The 17,357-nt window shown below is 57.3% G+C and carries 13 protein-coding genes and 1 riboswitch; of the genes, 8 read left to right on the plus strand and 5 right to left on the minus strand.

The annotated features are described in order from the left end of the window. The first annotated feature begins 216 nt into the window (after positions 1-216). The 6 genes from RWZ58_RS07705 (at position 217) to RWZ58_RS07730 (ending at position 8,931) form a co-directional block, all read left to right on the plus strand. Positions 217-1,881 carry a pentapeptide repeat-containing protein gene (locus RWZ58_RS07705; RefSeq protein ID WP_314658240.1) on the plus strand — a complete coding sequence of 555 codons (1,665 nt, stop codon included), beginning with the start codon at positions 217-219 and terminating at the stop codon, positions 1,879-1,881. A gap of 787 nt (positions 1,882-2,668) precedes the next feature. Then, positions 2,669-4,282 (plus strand): pentapeptide repeat-containing protein, encoded by a 1,614-nt coding sequence (locus RWZ58_RS07710; RefSeq protein ID WP_314658241.1) that lies wholly within the window; start codon positions 2,669-2,671, stop codon positions 4,280-4,282. Positions 4,283-4,419: 137 nt separating this feature from the next. Next, complete coding sequence (locus RWZ58_RS07715) at positions 4,420-5,844, plus strand: pentapeptide repeat-containing protein (RefSeq protein WP_314658242.1); 1,425 nt, start codon at positions 4,420-4,422, stop codon at positions 5,842-5,844. A 195-nt stretch (positions 5,845-6,039) separates the two neighbouring features. Beyond that, the gene (locus RWZ58_RS07720) at positions 6,040-6,516 is read left to right on the plus strand and encodes a low molecular weight protein-tyrosine-phosphatase (protein ID WP_314658243.1); all 477 of its coding nucleotides are present in this window, start codon (positions 6,040-6,042) and stop codon (positions 6,514-6,516) included. Continuing rightward, positions 6,516-7,184: a hypothetical protein gene (locus RWZ58_RS07725; RefSeq protein ID WP_314658244.1), complete on the plus strand. Its 669-nt coding sequence runs from the start codon at positions 6,516-6,518 to the stop codon at positions 7,182-7,184. The genes RWZ58_RS07720 and RWZ58_RS07725 overlap by 1 nt, the downstream gene beginning before the upstream one ends. Positions 7,185-7,647: 463 nt before the next feature. After that, positions 7,648-8,931 carry a multidrug effflux MFS transporter gene (locus RWZ58_RS07730; RefSeq protein ID WP_314658245.1) on the plus strand — a complete coding sequence of 428 codons (1,284 nt, stop codon included), beginning with the start codon at positions 7,648-7,650 and terminating at the stop codon, positions 8,929-8,931. Positions 8,932-9,196: 265 nt separating this feature from the next. On the opposite strand, the gene RWZ58_RS07735 is transcribed toward RWZ58_RS07730, so the two are convergent. The 4 genes from RWZ58_RS07735 to RWZ58_RS07750 form a co-directional block, all read right to left on the minus strand. After that, positions 9,197-10,099, minus strand: coding sequence for an aminotransferase class IV (locus tag RWZ58_RS07735; protein ID WP_005509006.1), 903 nt, complete (start codon positions 10,097-10,099; stop codon positions 9,197-9,199). Between the two features lie 347 nt (positions 10,100-10,446). Further along, positions 10,447-11,244 (minus strand): energy-coupling factor transporter transmembrane component T, encoded by a 798-nt coding sequence (locus tag RWZ58_RS07740; protein WP_314658246.1) that lies wholly within the window; start codon positions 11,242-11,244, stop codon positions 10,447-10,449. Further along, entirely contained in the window at positions 11,241-12,830 is a 1,590-nt protein-coding gene (locus RWZ58_RS07745; protein WP_314658247.1) for an ATP-binding cassette domain-containing protein, read from the minus strand. Before RWZ58_RS07745 ends, RWZ58_RS07740 begins: the two co-directional genes overlap by 4 nt. Before the next feature lie 67 nt (positions 12,831-12,897). Continuing rightward, complete coding sequence (locus RWZ58_RS07750) at positions 12,898-13,527, minus strand: ECF transporter S component (protein WP_314658248.1); 630 nt, start codon at positions 13,525-13,527, stop codon at positions 12,898-12,900. Between the two features lie 58 nt (positions 13,528-13,585). Beyond that, a riboswitch (TPP riboswitch) is annotated at positions 13,586-13,686 on the minus strand. A 266-nt stretch (positions 13,687-13,952) separates the two neighbouring features. Between RWZ58_RS07750 and RWZ58_RS07755 the strand changes: the two genes are divergently transcribed. Further along, positions 13,953-14,186, plus strand: a complete 234-nt coding sequence (locus tag RWZ58_RS07755; RefSeq protein WP_294631668.1) for a DUF4235 domain-containing protein — start codon at positions 13,953-13,955, stop codon at positions 14,184-14,186. A gap of 159 nt (positions 14,187-14,345) precedes the next feature. Continuing rightward, positions 14,346-15,782 (plus strand): MFS transporter, encoded by a 1,437-nt coding sequence (locus tag RWZ58_RS07760; protein ID WP_314658249.1) that lies wholly within the window; start codon positions 14,346-14,348, stop codon positions 15,780-15,782. 187 nt (positions 15,783-15,969) lie between these two features. On the opposite strand, the gene RWZ58_RS07765 is transcribed toward RWZ58_RS07760, so the two are convergent. Further along, complete coding sequence (locus tag RWZ58_RS07765; protein ID WP_314658250.1) at positions 15,970-17,301, minus strand: septin family protein; 1,332 nt, start codon at positions 17,299-17,301, stop codon at positions 15,970-15,972. Between the last annotated feature and the right edge of the window lie 56 nt (positions 17,302-17,357).

Below are 17,357 nucleotides of genomic sequence, written 5' to 3' on the forward strand. Positions count from 1 at the left end.
CAGGCGTACCCCCGCGTTAGTGCGCCTCCAAATTAACCCCTCGCCCCCCCCCCCCCGCCGTCGGGGAAGCTCCCCCCCCCCCCACACACACACAGACCCCGCCCGTGCATCCAGCGCTGGCGGGGCTCTTGCTTTTGACCAGCAACTGCCCAAGCCCAGCAGCTTTACCTTATGCTGAGTATGACCCGCCCCTTTCAACGATGACAGGAGAACCACATGCATCTGGCCCCCAGCACCGCGTGGGCTTGGCTGATAGCTTGCGCAGTCGTCATTCTGCTTTTCCCGCTCGCCGCACAGTTCGGCAACCTCAAAGGGAAGCTGTCGAGCTTCCACACCTGGGTTTGGGCTATCGCTCTCTTGGGCATTGTCGCGGCGGGTTTTATGCCTTTCACCTTTGATACTGACATCGCCAATTTTGAGGTTCAGCCGTTCATTTTCTTCATCACCGGCACCCTGCTGGGTGTTCTCTTTCTTGGGGAGTTCCACCGCATGAACGCCCAGAAAAAGCTGAAACACCCCCAGCGGGTGCACGCCGAGCGCCGTACCCGTTACAGCAAGGCAGTTGAGCAGCTGGCGTATCCGAACCCGGCAGTCCGTGCGAGCGCCATCAGCACGCTTGCGGGTCTGGTTGATGAGTGGCTCGCTGACGAGCAGCTCAGCGTTGAGGCACGTAAGAAGGAGGGGCAGGTCATCGTCAATGCCCTCTGCGCTTATGTTCGTTCGCCGTTCGCGCGGGCGTTCAAGGCAGAAGCTTTTGAATCCGATACGCCGCCCACTAACTACGTGGGTGATTTCGCTACGGATCTGGCGGCTTTTCGTGGTGAGCAGGATGTTCGCCGCAGCGTCTTCGTTGAGATGAGCAAGCGTAGCAGCACCCTTGCCGAAAACGAGAAGGGCGAGGTGGCTGTTGTCCCCGGCGCATGGAGCGGCTTTGAGTTCGATTTCAGCCGGGCGGTCGTCTTCTACCCTCTCGACGGTCTGACTATTGAGAACGCCGACTTCTCTGCGGCGAAGTTCTGCAACGGTTCAGATTTCAGCGGGGCAGCTTTTGTAGGAACCGTAGATTTCAGCCGCGCAACCTTCGGAGAGATCGTGGGGTTCGGTGACGCGACCTTCGCTGGCGAGGGGAACTTCAGCCACGCGACCTTCACCCATAACGCTGACTTCGGCGGAGCATCCTTCGTTCAGAATGCGCATTTCGACGGCGTGAAGTTCATGCAGAAGGCGCATTTTAGCGGGGCGAACTTCGCTCATGAGGCGAACTTCACTGGGGCGGCTTTCATCCAGAATGCTAGTTTTGGCGGAGCAAATTTTGCTCAGAACGCAGACTTCAGCTGGGCTGTGTTCGCTCAAAACGCGCACTTCATCGGGGCCGCATTCAGCCAGACCGCAGACTTTAGCGGAGCGACTTTTACCCAAAACGCCCGCTTCAGTGAGACGGCTTTCGCGCAAAGCACGCGCTTCAAGTGGACGACTTTCACGCAAACCGCTGACTTTAGTGAGGCGGCTTTTGACCAAGGTGCAGATTTCAGTGAGGCTACTTTTGAGGCTGACGCTGAGTTCTACGGAGCGTCTTTTATGGGTGCTACAGATTTCTGCGATGTGTCTTTCGTGAAGAGCCCGCCAGTCTTCGCTGTTGAGGATGCTGACTCGGGCGAGATACGCCGGGCACGATTCGCTGCGCTGCCTACCGGTTCGGAGACCGCCGGTCAGGAAGCGCATAATTTCGTGGTGTACGAGGATAGCCAGCCTATTCCGCTGGGTACAGCCGGGCTGAACGGCGTGGGCTACCGAATCCCGGTCGGGGCGGTGCTCTTTGATCCGGATTCTTGGGATGAACGGCGGAAGGAATACATGCGCCTGAGTGAGCCTGCGCAGTAATTATCTTGAGGCCCCGCCACGTGAAGTGTGGCGGGGCCTCTGCGTGCTCGGTGGACACCGCCGAGCTGCTGCGTTGAAAAATAAAAACGGTGCGAAAAACCCCGCTGAGTCTGTAGGCTCTAGCGGGGTTTTTCGAATCTTATCTACCCGGATTCGTTTATCGCTTTCCTATGGCATTGTGCCATGTCTGAGATAAACAAACTTAAATTGGGTAGCAAAAATCCGCGGAATGTGTGTCATCTGCTAAAATCAGCAGTGACAACGCAATTCCGCGTTGTCTCTCATTTATAAATAAATAGAGAGGAGGTGAACTCCTATGGAAGAGAACCGTTTCTGGATGCTCGTTGAACGGGGCAGCTATGTAGCCACTCTGTTCCTTGCTCTCGTAGAGATGTTTGGGTTGCTTATTTCCCATCTCTACTAGAAATTTACGAGTGGGGCTACTGGTGATGTTACCAGCATCACTGGTGGCTCCACTTTTATTTTATGGTCATTATGCATAAGGACAAGCCCTGCACCTATGACCGTATACCTAATAATGTAGCGCATTTCTTAAGACATAACAACACGACAACACTAATTACGTAGCCATTGCACCCACCGTGAGAAACAATGTCGGTCATTTTGAAAACTTCCATTCCTCACTGCCTGCCGCGGACAGCAGAAGCACCATCCGCGTAGCTCAAGCAGGCTGACCCCTCGTTGATGACCGGGCGCGACTCACGGCAAGCAGCTTTACCCTATGCTGGAATGTGAACGTTCCTATCAGAGAGGACAGGAGAATCTAGTGCCCAGCGATAAAGCATCATCCGCGCCAGAGAGCCCGGTAACCCCAAAAGATCAGGAGAAGCCATGGTATATCCGGCACTTTACTAAGCTCCTCATTGGCTTTGGCCTGGGCGGCGGAGCGATTGCGCTTCTTCTGCCTTGGATGCTGTGGTTACTCTGCGGCATGAGCTCCGGCAGTTCAGATCAGTTGCGCTTGCATCTGCTGTACGTCACAGGCGGCATTATTGCGGTTCTGACTCTTCTGCAGACTAACTGGAAGAACCAGGGTGACCGCCTCAAAATTGATGCCGACATCATGAAGAATGAACAGGATTCTGAGAAGAACGAACGTGACCATATCCGCCAGGTTCATGCGGAGCGCCGTAGCCGCTACACCAAAGCTGTAGAGCAGCTAGCTGATGAGAAAGCGACTGTCCGCCTGGGCGGTATCTATACCCTGGTCGGCCTCGTCGATGAATGGCTTACTGACGACACCCTCGGCCCAGAAGAACAGCAAAAAGAAGGTCAGGTTATTATCAATAATCTCTGTGCTTATATTCGTTCGCCTTTTGTTCTTGCCGAAAGACGAGAAAATTTTGAACAGGAAATTCAATATGAAAAAGAACCAGAAGGATATAGCGGTGATTTTATAGCCGATAAATCAAAATTCAGGGAAGAACAAGAAGTCCGTCAAACTATTTTTACTGAAATGAGTACCCGTCTAAGTAAAATAAATGAAGATGAAGAAATGAGGGTCATTCCTGGAACCTGGAGTAATTTCGACTTCAGCTTTATTAAAGCATTAATATTCTACCCCCTGGACACATTAACATTTGAGAATCCTAATTTTTATAAGGCTACATTTTATGGGGATGCAAACTTCTACCTAGCAAAATTTATCGGAGAAACAAACTTCCGGTCAGTAAATTTCAAAAACTCAGCTTATTTTCCCTATTCACATTTTGAGGGAAACGTCACTTTCGCATCTTCTCACTTTGAAGAAGATGGCAGCTTCTTCAGTGCGAAATTTTCGAAACAAGCAGATTTCAGTCGCACCACGTTTATGGAAAGCATAAGCTTCGGCCAGGCAGATTTCAACGGACATGCAAATTTCAGTCAAACAACTTTTCATAAAGCAGGACAATTCACTCAGGTACACTTTTCGGAAATTGCAAATTTCGCCCACACCCGGTTCCTAGGAGACGGAGATTTCCTCAAAGCATCCTTAGGCGGAAAAGCTGATTTCACCCAGACTTATTTCCATGGATTCACGAACTTTCTCGACGCTCAATTTACAGGAGAAACAAACTTTGATAAAACACATTTTGCAGATACCCTATTTTTTAGCGGAGAATTATATAATGCAGATACGAATGAAAAACGCATAGCTGAAGCCCGATTCTCAAATAAGGTTAAACCAGAGAATTATATATTCAGAGCCTCGCCACACAGTCCCCATAAAATCGAACTTGGAGTTTCTGAATTTAATGGTGAAAAGTTCATAATTCCCGAAGGAACGGTACTCTTCGACCCGGACTCCTGGGACGAAGAAAAGCAGGAATATACTCACGTTAGTGAACCCGCAAAACCTCTTGAAAATTCAGACACTAAGGAAGAAAAGCCTGCTGAATAAGGCTCACCGCTAAAGAAGGCCCCGCCGACCCCACGTCGGCGGGGCCTTCGTTTTAACCACCGACAGCTCTCAGGAAGGAGGCTATGCACTATGCTAAAAGGTGAGTAGCCCTATCAGCGAAGGCAGGAGATAGAAACATGAACGAACCGAGCGAGAGCCTCGAAGAACCTTCCCAGCGTCGCAGCTGGTGGAGCAAAAACTGGTTTTATGCTGCCCTTATCTCGGTAGCTATTATCGGATCTTTCTGCGCTTTCTGTCTTCCCCTGCTCATCTCAGAACCGTTCAGACCTGGTGATAGTGTAGCGACGCTCCGTCAGGCCATTTTGGCAGCTACTGGTGGTGTTCTCGCAATGCTTACTCTTTGGGAAACCCGACGCAAGAATCTGCAAGAAAAAGACAAAAACGATCTTGACCATGCTCGGCAGGTCAAAGCTGAACGTCGTAGCCGCTATGCCAAAGCAATTGAACAGCTAGCTGATGACAAATCTGCTGTTCGCCTTGGTGGCATTTATACTCTAGTCAAGCTCGTGGATGAGTGGCTAACTGACAGCAAAACTACTCCCGACGAAACAGACAGGATGGCAGAAGGTCAGATTATTATTAATAGTCTTTGCTCGTATATTCAGTCTCCATATTCTTTAGCAGAAAAAAGAATATTTATTGAAGATACTGAGACCTTTGAAGAATCTGGGGATAAATTTACGAATGAAAGAGCTGCGCTTTATACAGAACAAAGGATACGTAAAGTTATATTTAGCGAAATAAGTAAACGATCCAGCAAATGCAATGGCAGTAATAAAGTTAAGCCCGGCAAATGGAGCATATTTGAGTTTAACTTCACAAGATCACCCATATTTTACAGTTTAAATGATATAAATCTTGAAAATGCAAACTTCAACAATTCGATTTTCTACGGAATTACAAATTTTTGCGGGTCCAAATTTTACGGAGGCACGAACTTTACTGGAGCGTCCTTTGAAGAAAATGCAAATTTTTTAAATGCAACATTCCGAGGTAGTGTGGATTTCACAGAAGCATTCTTCAAGAAAGATGCAGATTTCAGTGACGCGACTTTTAATGAAGATGCACTTTTCGATTCGGCGGTCTTTGATTCAAGCATTTTCCAGGTTAACTATGTATCGTTTCATGGCGCCAAATTTCACGGAAATACATCATTTTACAAGTCAGTTTTTAATGCGCAAACACATTTCAATAAAGCAACTTTCCATAAGGGGGTAAATTTCGATAACTCTTGCTTTGAAGAGTCCCCTGAATTCGCAAATGCAAAAAATGTTGAAGAAAACGATTCTGCTGGATTCTCGTACAAACCTAACCCCAATGACTATAGTTTCAGGATTGACCACTCATACCCTGGAGCCTTTGATACTATCCAAATTGATGCACCCGACGGTATTACATTCAGAATCCCCGAGGGTTGTATACTTTTCGACCCTGATTCCTGGGATGAGGAAAATCAAAAATACACTATTAAAATTAAACCCACCCCCCCCGTTAATATGCAATATATAATTTTTTATAAAATGAATACAACCTTCCCGTAAACTAAAGGCCCCGCCGGCCCCTCGTCGGCGGGGCCTTGGCGCGCCCTCCGCGAGTGTGCCTCCGCGAGTACCCGCCAGCGAGCGCATCCGCCCGTCACCGTGCTGCCCAAAGCGCCGCCCGCAAAGCCCTCGCAATCACCCGCCGCGCCCAACCTTCCGGCACCCCACCGATACACTAGAACCATGTACCGAATCATGACTGTCTGCACCGGCAACATCTGCCGCTCCCCCGTCGGCGAATACCTCATCCGCCAGCACGCCCAAGAAGCCGGCGTGCCCGTCACCGTCACCTCCAGCGGTATCAGCAACGAAGAAGAAGGCAACCGCATCGACCCGCGCGCCGCCGCGCAGCTCACCACCCGCGGTATCGACCCGTCCGCGCACCGCGCCAGCGTCTTCACTGTCGAGGACTTCGACCGTAACGACCTCATCCTCGCCATGGACGCACCCCACTACCTGCGCCTCAAAGCCCTCGCCCGCAACGAGGACGACAAAGTCAAAATCCGTATGATGCGCAGCTTCGACCCGAAGGTCACCACTACCCACCTGGACCAGCTTGGCATCTACGACCCCTGGTACGGTAGCGAACGCGACTTCGTGTACACCACCGGCCTCATTGACGCCGCCGCACGCGGCCTCATCAACCACCTCAAGCAGGAAGGTGACGCGTAGTGAGTCAGCGTATTCCCCTGAACCAGAACCGCCGCGTCACCGGCACCGCCGAAATCCTGGAACTCTGCAAAGACATGCTGCGTCTGGAGCACGGCATCGGCAACGACTTCGATATGGACACCGCCGAATTCACCGAGTTCCGTGCGCAGTTCCTTGCCGACTTCGCGCAGATCCCGCTGATTATCGGCATTGACGGCCGTAGCGGCACCGGCAAGACCAGCCTCGCCGCACAACTTGAGCAGGAGCTCACCGCCGCCGGGCACAGCGTGCACGTGCTGCACCTGGACGACTTCTACCCCGGCTGGGACGGCCTCTTCGACGGCGTGGAGGCGTGGGATGCACTCTCCGTGCAGCTGACCGAAGGCCTTGCCGGAACCTACACCCCGTGGGATTGGGAGGCGGGCGCACCCGGTGAGGCGCGCACCGTCGACCCGGCGGCTACGCAGGTCATCATCTGTGAGGGTGTCGGCGCGATTGCGGGCGCCTGCGAGGTGCGTATCCTCGCCACCGCCCCGGACGAGGTGCGTTACGAACGCGCCATGGCTCGTGACGGTGACACGTTCCGCCCGCACTGGGAGCGTTGGGCGGCGCAGGAGGAGGCGCTGCTCGCCGAAATCCCGGAGGACTACGCGACCGTGGACTTCATCTACGACAGCGCGGCGCAGTAGCGAGCACGCGGTAACCGTCGAGAAGGGGCGGTGTTATCCGTAAGCGACATCAGGGTGTCCGAAGCGAAGCGAGGACGGGTGCCCCTGTAGGAGCGTGGATAACACCGTCCCTTTGCTGTACCTGCACAGGCAGGCGGCATCGCCCGTAGTGACATCAGGGTGCCCGAGCTCTGCGAGGGCGGGTCCCCTGTAGGAACGAGGGCGAGCGCCGCCTTCCAAGCCAACCAACAAGCAAGACAACCAGCAAGCCGACCAAGCACAAAGGAACTAAACGGAGCATCCCTCCCGCACCGAAAAAATGTCAAACGTTTAACTTACGAAGCCACCCCCGATTCTGCTAGGGTGAAAAGGTTGTGCTTCTGGCCTGCGCAAGCTCATCCCCGGATCCGGCACCACCGCATCCACCCCTTAGAGCCGCAGGCTCCGTTGCACGTGCGTCACGCAGAAAGAAAAACTAAGACTAATGTCTTCGAAGTCGATTAAGACCTCTTTTGGGCTGTCGCCCCTTTTCATTGTTGTTCTGGCGTTGCTGACCGCTATTGCGCCGCTCGCTACGGACATGTACCTTGCCGCGCTACCTGCCGTTGCGGAGGACCTGAACACCACCAGCACGAACGCGTCCCTGACGTTGAGCGCGTTCATGGTGGGTATGGCGCTCGGCCAGCTGGTTGTGGGTCCGCTGTCGGATAAGACGGGCCGCCGCAAGCCGCTGCTGATTGGTGCGGTCATCTGTTTCATTGCGACGGTGGCGTGTGGTTTTGCGCCGAATATTGAGCTGCTGATTTTTGCGCGTTTCATGATGGGCTTCACCGGTTCGATTGGTGCGGTGCTGGCGCGTTCCATGGTGGCTGATACGACTGAGGGCCTGGCGACCGCTAAGCTCATGGGTGTCATGATGATGATTAACGGCTTCGCGCCGGTGCTTGCGCCGCTGTTTGGTGGCTGGGTGCTGTCGTGGGGTAGCTGGCGCGATATTTTCCATGTGCTCGGCGTGATTACCGCGATCATGATGCTCGGCGTGATCTTCGTGATTAAGGAGACCCTGCCGGTGGAGGAACGCTACCAGGGCACTGCCCTGAGCGTGTACTCGGAGCTGCCGAAGGTCTTCAAGATTCGCCGCTACATGGGTTTCATGCTGACGATGTGCTTCGCGTTTGGTGCGCTGTTCTCGTATATTTCCGGTTCGACGTTTGTGTTGCAGAAGATTCTGGGCTTGTCCGAGACTGAGTTCACGATTGTGTTCGGTGTGAACTCGTTCGGTATTGTGCTGTTCAGTGCGATTGCGACGAAGCTGGTGGGTCGTGTGGCGCAGCGCCGCATTGTGAACGTTGGCGTGATTAGCCTGCTCGTGGTGTCTTCACTGCTGACGGTCAGCTTCTTGATGGGTATTTCGCTGGTGCCGACGCTGATTCTGCTGTTCCTGCTGACCAGTTCGTGCGGCCTGATTTTTGGTAATGCGTCGGCGTTGGCGTTGAACGAGGCGCGCCACATGGCGGGTAGTGCTTCGGCGGTGATGGGTACGGTTCAGGCAATGTTGGGTGCGTTGGCGGCGCCGCTGGTGTCGATTGCCGGTGAGCATGAGTACCTGCCGATGGGCTTCTCGATTCTGGGTTTCGCGATTCTGGCGGCGCTGGTGCTGTGGACGACCCCGCGTAAGGATTCGGACTACTCGGCTGACGGTAAGGACCATAGCGCGGGTGAGGGTCACGGCGCTGGTGAAAGTCATAGCGCGGCGGCGGGCCACTAGCCTGTTGCTGAGTTGTGTATAGCTAAAGCCCCAGATGGGCGACCCGCTAGGGGTTGCGCATCTGGGGCTTTGCTGTATTTGTTGTAGTGGTTAGGGAGGCGCTTGTACTCTTCCTTCGCTCCTACAGGGGCACCCGCCCTCGCTTCGCTTCGGGCACCCTGATGTCGCTTCAGGAAGGTACAGGCACCTCCGCACTCAGTCTGCAGACAGCACAAAGGGACGGTATTATCCTCGCTCGGATAATGCCGTCCCTTCTCGTATGCGTTTAGCTCTGCTGCGCCAGGTAGTTCAACAGCGTTGCGGTCAGCTCTGGGTCATGCGCCAGCGCCGTACCGTTCAGGTGAGTCACCGGTGCAATCAGACGCACTGACGACGCCAACCACACGCCGTCCGACTCAAACAGATCCTGCGGGTAGAGCGGGCCGAAACCCAGCTCCCAACCGGCCTGGCGTGCCGCCTCGAACACCGCGCCCTGCGTGGTTCCGGGAAGGATGCCGTGGCTCGGCTCGGGCGTGTACAGCACCTTCTTGCCGTCCTCAATCTTGGCAACCAGCACCGAAGAAGTGGCGCCCTCCAGCACGCGACGCTCGTCGGTGATGAAGATAGCGTCATCCGCGCCGCGCTCCTGCACGTACCGCAGAACCGCCATGTTCACGGCATAGGAGAGGGTCTTTGCGCCCGCCAGCAGCCACGGGTAGGCGCTGTTATCCATCGGCTCGTGACCGCGCGGCAGCAGCATCGCCTTCACACCCTCGGTGCGGCGCTTAACGATGGACGCAGGCACCGGCGACGCCATAATCAGCGTGTACGGGCCCGGCTGCATGGAAGTCACCGCCTGGGTGGGGCCGCGCGAAATAATAATCTTCACGATATGCTCTTCACCCAGCGCAGTCTCGGCACCGGCGGTCGCCTCGCGCATGAGGCGCTCCACCGCCGAACGCAGAATCTCCGGTTCCGGGTCGGGTAGGTCCAGCATGCGCGCCGACGATTCGAGGCGGGACAGATGCATGCCGAGCTTACGCACGCGACGGTTGACGGACAGCATGGTCTCGAAAACGCCGTCGCCGCGGGTGAAGCCCTGATCATCAACGCTGATGAGGGGCACGGACGGGTCAACGAAGATGCCCTGAGGGTTCTGCTCGTTCAGAAGAATTACGGTACTAGACATAGTTTTATTGTACGTTCGCATTCCTAACCGGCGAGGGAAGACGGTATCGCCCGTAGTGACATCAGGGTGCCCGAAGCGAAGCGAGGGCGGGTTCCCTGTAGGAACGAGGGCGAATGCCGCCTCCCGAGCAGAGCTAAACGCATAAAAAGGGACGGTATTATCCGAGCGAGGATAATACGGTCCCTTTATGCTGTCTGCAGACTGAGTGCGGAGGTGCCTGTACCTTCCTGAAGCGACATCAGGGTGCCCGAAGCGAAGCGAAGCGAGGGCGGGTTCCCTGTAGGAACGAGGGCGAATGCCCTCTCCCGAGCGGAACCAGAGCCGGAACGAACTACAGCAAGAACGAACTAGCCCCAGAGGAACTGGATCGTACCCGCCGCAATAGACGCACCGTACGCAACAGCAATGATAACGGCGGCGGCAATGCTCACGTGCACGTCACGGCGCGAATAGGAGGGTACGCGCGCCCAGGTGCGTTCGCCCGCGCCGAAGCCGCGCGCCTCCATGGTGATGGCGAGGCGGGAACCGCGGCGGATAGCCTGCACCAGCAGGGCGAAGCTCTGCCCGCCAAAGGTTTGGGCGCGTCCGATGAGGGACTGGCCGGCGCCGAGTCCGCGGGCGCGTCGTGCCTGGCCGAGGGCGTTCCACTCAGCGAAGAGAATACCGACAAGGCGCAGAGCGGCGACGGTGGCGAGCACGAACCGGGAGGGTAGTTTGAAGGTTTGTGCGAGGGAGTCGCCGAGGTCAGTCGGGTCGGTGGTGAGTACGAATGCGAGGGTGGGTAGGACCATGGCGAGGGAGCGGATCATCATGGCTGCGCCGACGGCGGCGGAGTCGGTGGTGATGGTGTTGAAGCCGAGGTCGAGGATGGTGGTGCCGCTTTTGGCGCTGAGCATGGCGACGGACCAGCCGGTGGTGATGACGGCGATGAGGATGGGCCAGAAGCGGGCGAGGACGTTGACGGGTCGGAATCCGACGAGGATGAATCCGAGCAGTTCGAGGGCGAAGAGGATTCCGGAGGTGAGGGGGTCGCGCACGATGAGTGCGGCGATGATGAGGGTGAAGGAGACGATGAGTTTTACGCCGGCGTTGAGGGTGCTGAAGTAGCTGGTTCGGTCGATGGTGCCGAAGAAGTCGGTGTTCATGCGTTCTCCTTTCCGGGGGTTGTGGTGGCTTCGAGGGTGATGTGGTTGCCGCCGAGTGCGGCGGTGTAGTCTTCGTCGTGGGTGATGGAGATGACGGCGGTGCCGCCTGCGAGGAGTTCGCGGATGAGGTCGACGAGTTCGGCCCAGGTTCGTGCGTCTTGGCCGAAGGTGGGCTCGTCGAGGATGAGGATTCGCGGTGCGGTGGCGAGCGCGGAGGCGACGGAGAGCCTGCGTTTTTCGCCGCCGGAGAGGGTGAAGGGGTTGGCGTCGAGCAGGTGGGTGAGGCGCAGGCGGGCCGCCAGCTCGTCGGTGCGTGTGGTGAGCTCGTCTTCGTTGAGGGGTTCGCGGTTGAGTGCGGCGAGTCGGCGGGGGCCGAGTTCGAGTTCTTCGCGTACGGTGCCGCGGATGAATTGGTATTCGGGTTCTTGGAAGACGTAGCCGATGCGGCTGAGCATTTGGGCGGGGGTCCAGGTGGGCACGTCCCAGTGGGCGGGCTCGCCACCATGATTGCGCAGCGCGTCGGTGGCGGTGAGGGTGCCGTCGGGTGCGGTGAGGAGCCCTGCGAGGGTGAGGGCTAGGGTTGATTTGCCGGCGCCGTTGGGGCCGAGCACGCTGAGGTGTTCGCCGGCGTGCAGGGTGAGGTTGATGCCGCTGCGTAGGACGGGCAGGTTGGTGGGTGCGGGTGCGGGGGTGTCGCCGAGGCGTTTGATGGTGCGGCGGCGTGCGCGTCGTTGTTTGGGGGTGGGTTGTGCGCGGGTGATGCTGAGGTTTTCGGCGCGAAGTAGCGCCTCGCCGGTTACAGCGTCGCCGGTCTGCGGTGCACGCGGCACGTAGTTGGGTACCCACACACCCGCGTCGATAAGTTCTTGGCGGGCTTGGCTGAGTACGGTGTCGGGTGCGCCGTCGTGGGTGATGGTGCCGCCTTCGCCAAGCACGATAATGCGGTCCATGTGCGGCGCCCAGATGCTCACGCGGTGTTCTACGACGAGCAGGGTCGCGCCGGTCGCCTCCGCAGCGGTAAGGATACTGTCGCGGACTTCCTGCACGCCGGAGGGATCGAGGTTGGCGGTGGGTTCGTCGAGGATCATGGCGCCGGGGTGCATCGAGAGGATGCCCGCCAGGCCGAGGCGCTGCTTCTGCCCGCCGGACAGCGCGCTGCTGGGGTGGTCGAGGGGCAGGTGGTTGAGCCCTACTGCGGTGAGGGCTTCGGTGACGCGGCCCCAGATTTCTTCGCGGGGTACGCGCAGGTTTTCGGGGCCGAACGCTACGTCGTTGCCGACGGTTGCCATGACGATGGAGGATTCGGGGTCCTGCTGCATCATGCCCGCGGTGCCGCGTGCTTCGGCGGGGTCTTGGCCGTTGAGGGTGATGGTGCCGCCGGCGGATTCGCCGTCGTCATCGTGGAGCACACCGGCGATGGCGTGCAGGAGCGTCGATTTGCCGGCGCCGGAGGTGCCCAGTAGCAGGACTTTTTCACCGGGGTTGATGGTGAGGTTGAGTCCGCTGATGACGGGTTCTGGGCGGCCGGGGTGGTGCCAGCTGAAGTTGTTGAGCTCGATGCGTGCCCCGCGCGGTGTTGCTTCCATGATGGTTCCTTAGCCTTTTGTGTGGCTGCTGTAGTGTGCCGAGTGGTGAGTGACTAGTTGCTGGTGGTTAGCGGCGGGTCTTGCCGGATGCCAGCGAGGAGAGCACACCGGTCTTGGCGAGGTTCTGCACGAGAATCCACGCCAGGAAGCCTGCGATAACTGCGCCGGAGATGACAGCGCATGCTACGTAGATGATTGCCTTGACCGGTTCCATGTCGGGGTAGTAGATGAAGATTTCGTTAACGCCCATGAACAGGCCGCTGAGCGCACCGGCGAAGAGGGCGACGGTTGCGTTCCAGCGGCGGTAGCGGAAGATTGCGAAGGCGATTTCAGCGCCGATGCCCTGGAAGAGGCCGGCGATCAGGATTTCGCCGCTCCACGCGCCGCCGGTGAAGAGTACGGAGATGAATGCTGCGACGATTTCGCCGAAGAGTGCGGCACCGGGCTTGCGGATGAGCAGGCCGCCGAGGGTGCCGCCGAGCAGCCATGCGCCGGCAACGATGGGGCGGAATTCGGGTGCTGCTACGAGTGCGGTTTTGGCGGCGGGGCCGACTGCGATGTCCCAGATCCAGAAGATGACGGCGCAAGCTACAGCGATCACTGCGGCGATGACGATTTCATTGACTCGCCAGCGCAGGTTCGGCTTCTTCTCTGCCTGGGTAGATGCCTGGGAGGCGGGGGTTACGTTCTGTGACATTGGTGGTCCTTCCGTCGTTGGAAGGGGAATGTCCTCGCCCTCTTAATGGACGAGGGCATTGAGAAGAAATTCGACTCCCTACGCCGGTACTAACCGGATCAGGTTCGAGGGTCTGCTTAGCACTCTCAGCGCCTCGGTGGCGCTCCCCTGTCGTGTGGGGTTCCTTGTCCGTACCGTTGTGGTGCGGGTGGAAGCCCAGGTTCGATTGTAGGCGTGTCTGGGTGTTCGTGCCAATTTACCGCTTTTTGTTTCGCTCTTCTGCCCACATCACAGAATTGCACGGTGTACAATTTTGGGACGGAGAGGTTCCAAGGCGGCACGAACGCCTTAAACCCTATACGCTAGGGAGTGGCGCTCTTTTCTCACCCAACCCCGAAGGGGTTCACGGGCAAGACGCCGCATCGTATACAGCTAAGGAGATACACATGAACCCCGTCGCTAAGCTTGCTATTGCGGGTATCAACATGGGCGCAGTTGCCCTGGTTGGTAAGGGCCTGGGCGCAGCCTGGACCAAGGCTACCGGTAACCAGCCTCCCGCCATTTCCCACGAGTCTGAAGACACCCTGCGTCAGGTCATCCTCTGGACCGTTCTGACCTCCGTCGTGGGTGCTGTGGTGAGCTTCGGTATTGCTCGCCTGCAGCGTCGTTTCTTCAACTAAGACTTTGCGCCTTCCGCGCGAAAGTTCATGAACTAGGCGGTACGTATCTCCACTCGGTACGTACCGCCTGGTGTTCCCTCTTCAGCACGCCCGCTTACTTCAGCCGGTTTCATGCCGCCGCTGCGCTGAAGCGCCACCTCGGCACCTGAAAGCACAACTATGACTATTTCTTCTCCCCGCCCTAAGACGAAGGCTCAGCGTAGGGTCGTTGACCACGCGAATAGCCGCCGTTCAATCGCGTCCTGGGTCATGTGGGATGTTGGTTCGTCGAGCTTCGACTCGATTATGACGACCTTCATCTTCACCGTGTACCTGACCAGCAGCTACTTCGGCACGCCCGAAGAGACCTCTTCGGCGCTGTCTTTGGGTCTGACCATTGCCGGTTTCCTGATTGCTATCCTGGCGCCGGTCACCGGTCAGCGTAATGACAAGTCCGGCCGCGGTATTTTCTGGCTCGGTGTGAACACCATGCTGCTGGTCGGTTCGATGGCGGCGTGCTTCTTCGTGGCCCCCACCCCGCAGTACCTGTGGCTGGGTGTCACCCTGATTTCTGCGGCGAGCGTGTTCAGCGAGTTCGCGTACGTGAACTATAACGCCGTGCTGCCGCGTATCTCCCACCCGGAGAATATCGGTAAGATTTCGGGCGCCGGATGGGCTGCCGGCTACATTGGCGGCATCCTGGCGCTGGCTGTGGTGCTGTGGGGTTTTGTGCTTACCCCCGAGGTGCTCGGCCTGACCACCGAGAACGCCCTGAATATCCGTGCGGTCGCACTGTTCGCCGCCGCCTGGTGCCTCTTCTTCTGCGTGCCGCTACTGGTGCGTATGCGCACCCGCGAGCGCTTCCTGCCGGAGGTGCTACCCACCCGCGAGCTGCGTTTCCTGGAGCTGGGTCTGGAGCGTTTCTCCCCGGCCCGTCAGGGCGGTCTGCTCGCCTCCTACAAGGCGCTGTGGCGCACCATTAAGCGGCTGAAGATGACGTCCCCGCAGACCCTGTGGTTCCTGATTGCTTCGGCGGTGTTCCGTGATGGTCTGTCCGGTATTTTCACGTTCGGCGGTATTCTCGCGGCGGGCACGTTCGGTTTCAGTACTTCCGAGGTGATTCTGTTCGGTATTGCCGGTAGCGCTGTCGCCGCGGCTGGCGCGATCCTGGGCGGCTACCTGGATGACTACCTGGGCCCGAAGGCGATTATTGTTATCTCGCTGGTCGGCATTATTTTGGCGGCTACCCCGCTGCTGTTCTTCCCTCAGCCGGGCGTGTTCTGGGTATGCGCCCTGCTGCTGTGCCTGTTCGTGGGCCCGGCGCAGTCGGCGTCACGCACGTTCCTGGCTCGCCTGGCTGATCCCGGCACTGAGGGTGAGCTGTTCGGCCTGTACTCGACCACCGGTCGTGCCACGAGCTTCCTGGCGCCGATGCTGTTCGGTCTGTGCGTGAGCATCATGGGCGCGCAGATTTGGGGTGTGCTCGGTATTCTGATCGTTGTGGTGGCGGGTCTGCTCCTGCTGCTGCCGGTGAAGGCGCCCGGCGCGTTGCGTGTGCGTGCGGCTCGCCGCGAGCAGAAGCGTGAACAGAAGCGCCGCGACAAGGCAGCACAGTAAGGTTTTGCCCTGTGAGGCGTCGCAGGGCTAAGCATCCTGCAAACCCCGCAAACGCGACCTTGCAAACACACAGGGAGGGGCGGGTAGAAGATCATCTTCTACCCGCCCCTCCCTTGTGCTTAAGCAGTGCCCATCAGACGGAGCTCAGCGAGCCGCGCCTGATAGACGCGCCAGAGAGCCGCAGTGGCTAGTCCTCCACCACGTCGTCCTCATCGTCAGAGGCAGCGTCCTCAGAGGAATCCAGCGCAATCTGCTGCTCTTCCTCATCCAGAACCTCATCGCTAGTCAGCTGAGCCCAGGTCGCGTCATCAATCAGCGGATCATCAATCACACGGACCCACAGCATCGAACCAGCCGCCATAGCGCTCAGGTTCTCGTCATACGCCTCCGGCGGCAGACCCTCAAAGATCTCAGCCAAACGCGCAAACAGGTCATCGTACGAAATGTCGCCCTCAGCCTGTAGCCAGCACTCAGCCGCAAAATCAGACAGCTCATTCAGCTCAGTGTCACACAGCAGCAAGAACGGGCCGTCCTCACCCACACGCACACCCGAAGTACCCGGCATACGAGACACCGCAATCGTACCGTTCAAGAACACACCCGGCAGGTGATCCTCAACCGTGTACTTCTCCAGCTTCTCAACCTCATCAGCATTCGGCAGCTCACCACCATTCAGCAGATCCTGAACCAGCGGCAGAGTATCCTCAATCTCCGAGTACACCAGGCGCCACACGCCACCGCAACGCTCCACCAGCTTAGCCAGCGACACAACACCCTCAGGGTGACGCGCCAAACCCGAGCTCTGCTCACTCAAGAACACCAGAGCCTCATGCAACGGAACACGCTCAAAATACGGCTCAGAAGCCGAATCATCACGAGAAATGAACACAATACGCGACAGCTCATAGCTGCGGTCATCACGATCAACCACGTTCAGACCCAGATCCACCGGGTTCTGCTGATCCTTCGGCGCATTCGGGTCAACAATCACAGACAGCGGCTTCGGATACGGCGACACAACACCCTCATCCGAAATAATCGCAGTCTCATCAGTCAAGTACGCAAACTTCGAACCCAAGAAACGCGACGCAGTCGTCTTACCGCTACCAGAAACACCCACCAGCGCCACAGCACGCTTCGACTCAGGGTCACCAATAACAGCCGCATGCAACATCACACCGCGACCAACCAGCTGCTCAATCATCGCCAACGTAATACGGCTCGTCAGATCCTGCATACCCGAATCATCATCAGCCACACGCAGAGTCGAAACCTTATCAAACGAACCCATCAACGGATTCGCCAAATCCATCACCGACTCATCAGTCGGCGCATGAACCAACATCACCTGATCAAAACGAGACAACGAAGCATACGCCTCATCAGGAGTATCAAAAAACTCCGGAGCAAGAGGCTCCCACGCCTTCTTAAAACGCTCCACAAAAGAGTCCGACATATCAATCAGATACAAAGAAACTTCCGCGCCAGCAACACGCAGAACAACAGGCTTCAGATTCATCAAAAATCCTTAGAGAGTGAGAGATAAAAACCCGCACGCGAGTGAACGCACGAGCA

It is taken from the genome of uncultured Rothia sp. (genome assembly GCF_963544205.1).
Taxonomy (GTDB): domain Bacteria; phylum Actinomycetota; class Actinomycetes; order Actinomycetales; family Micrococcaceae; genus Rothia.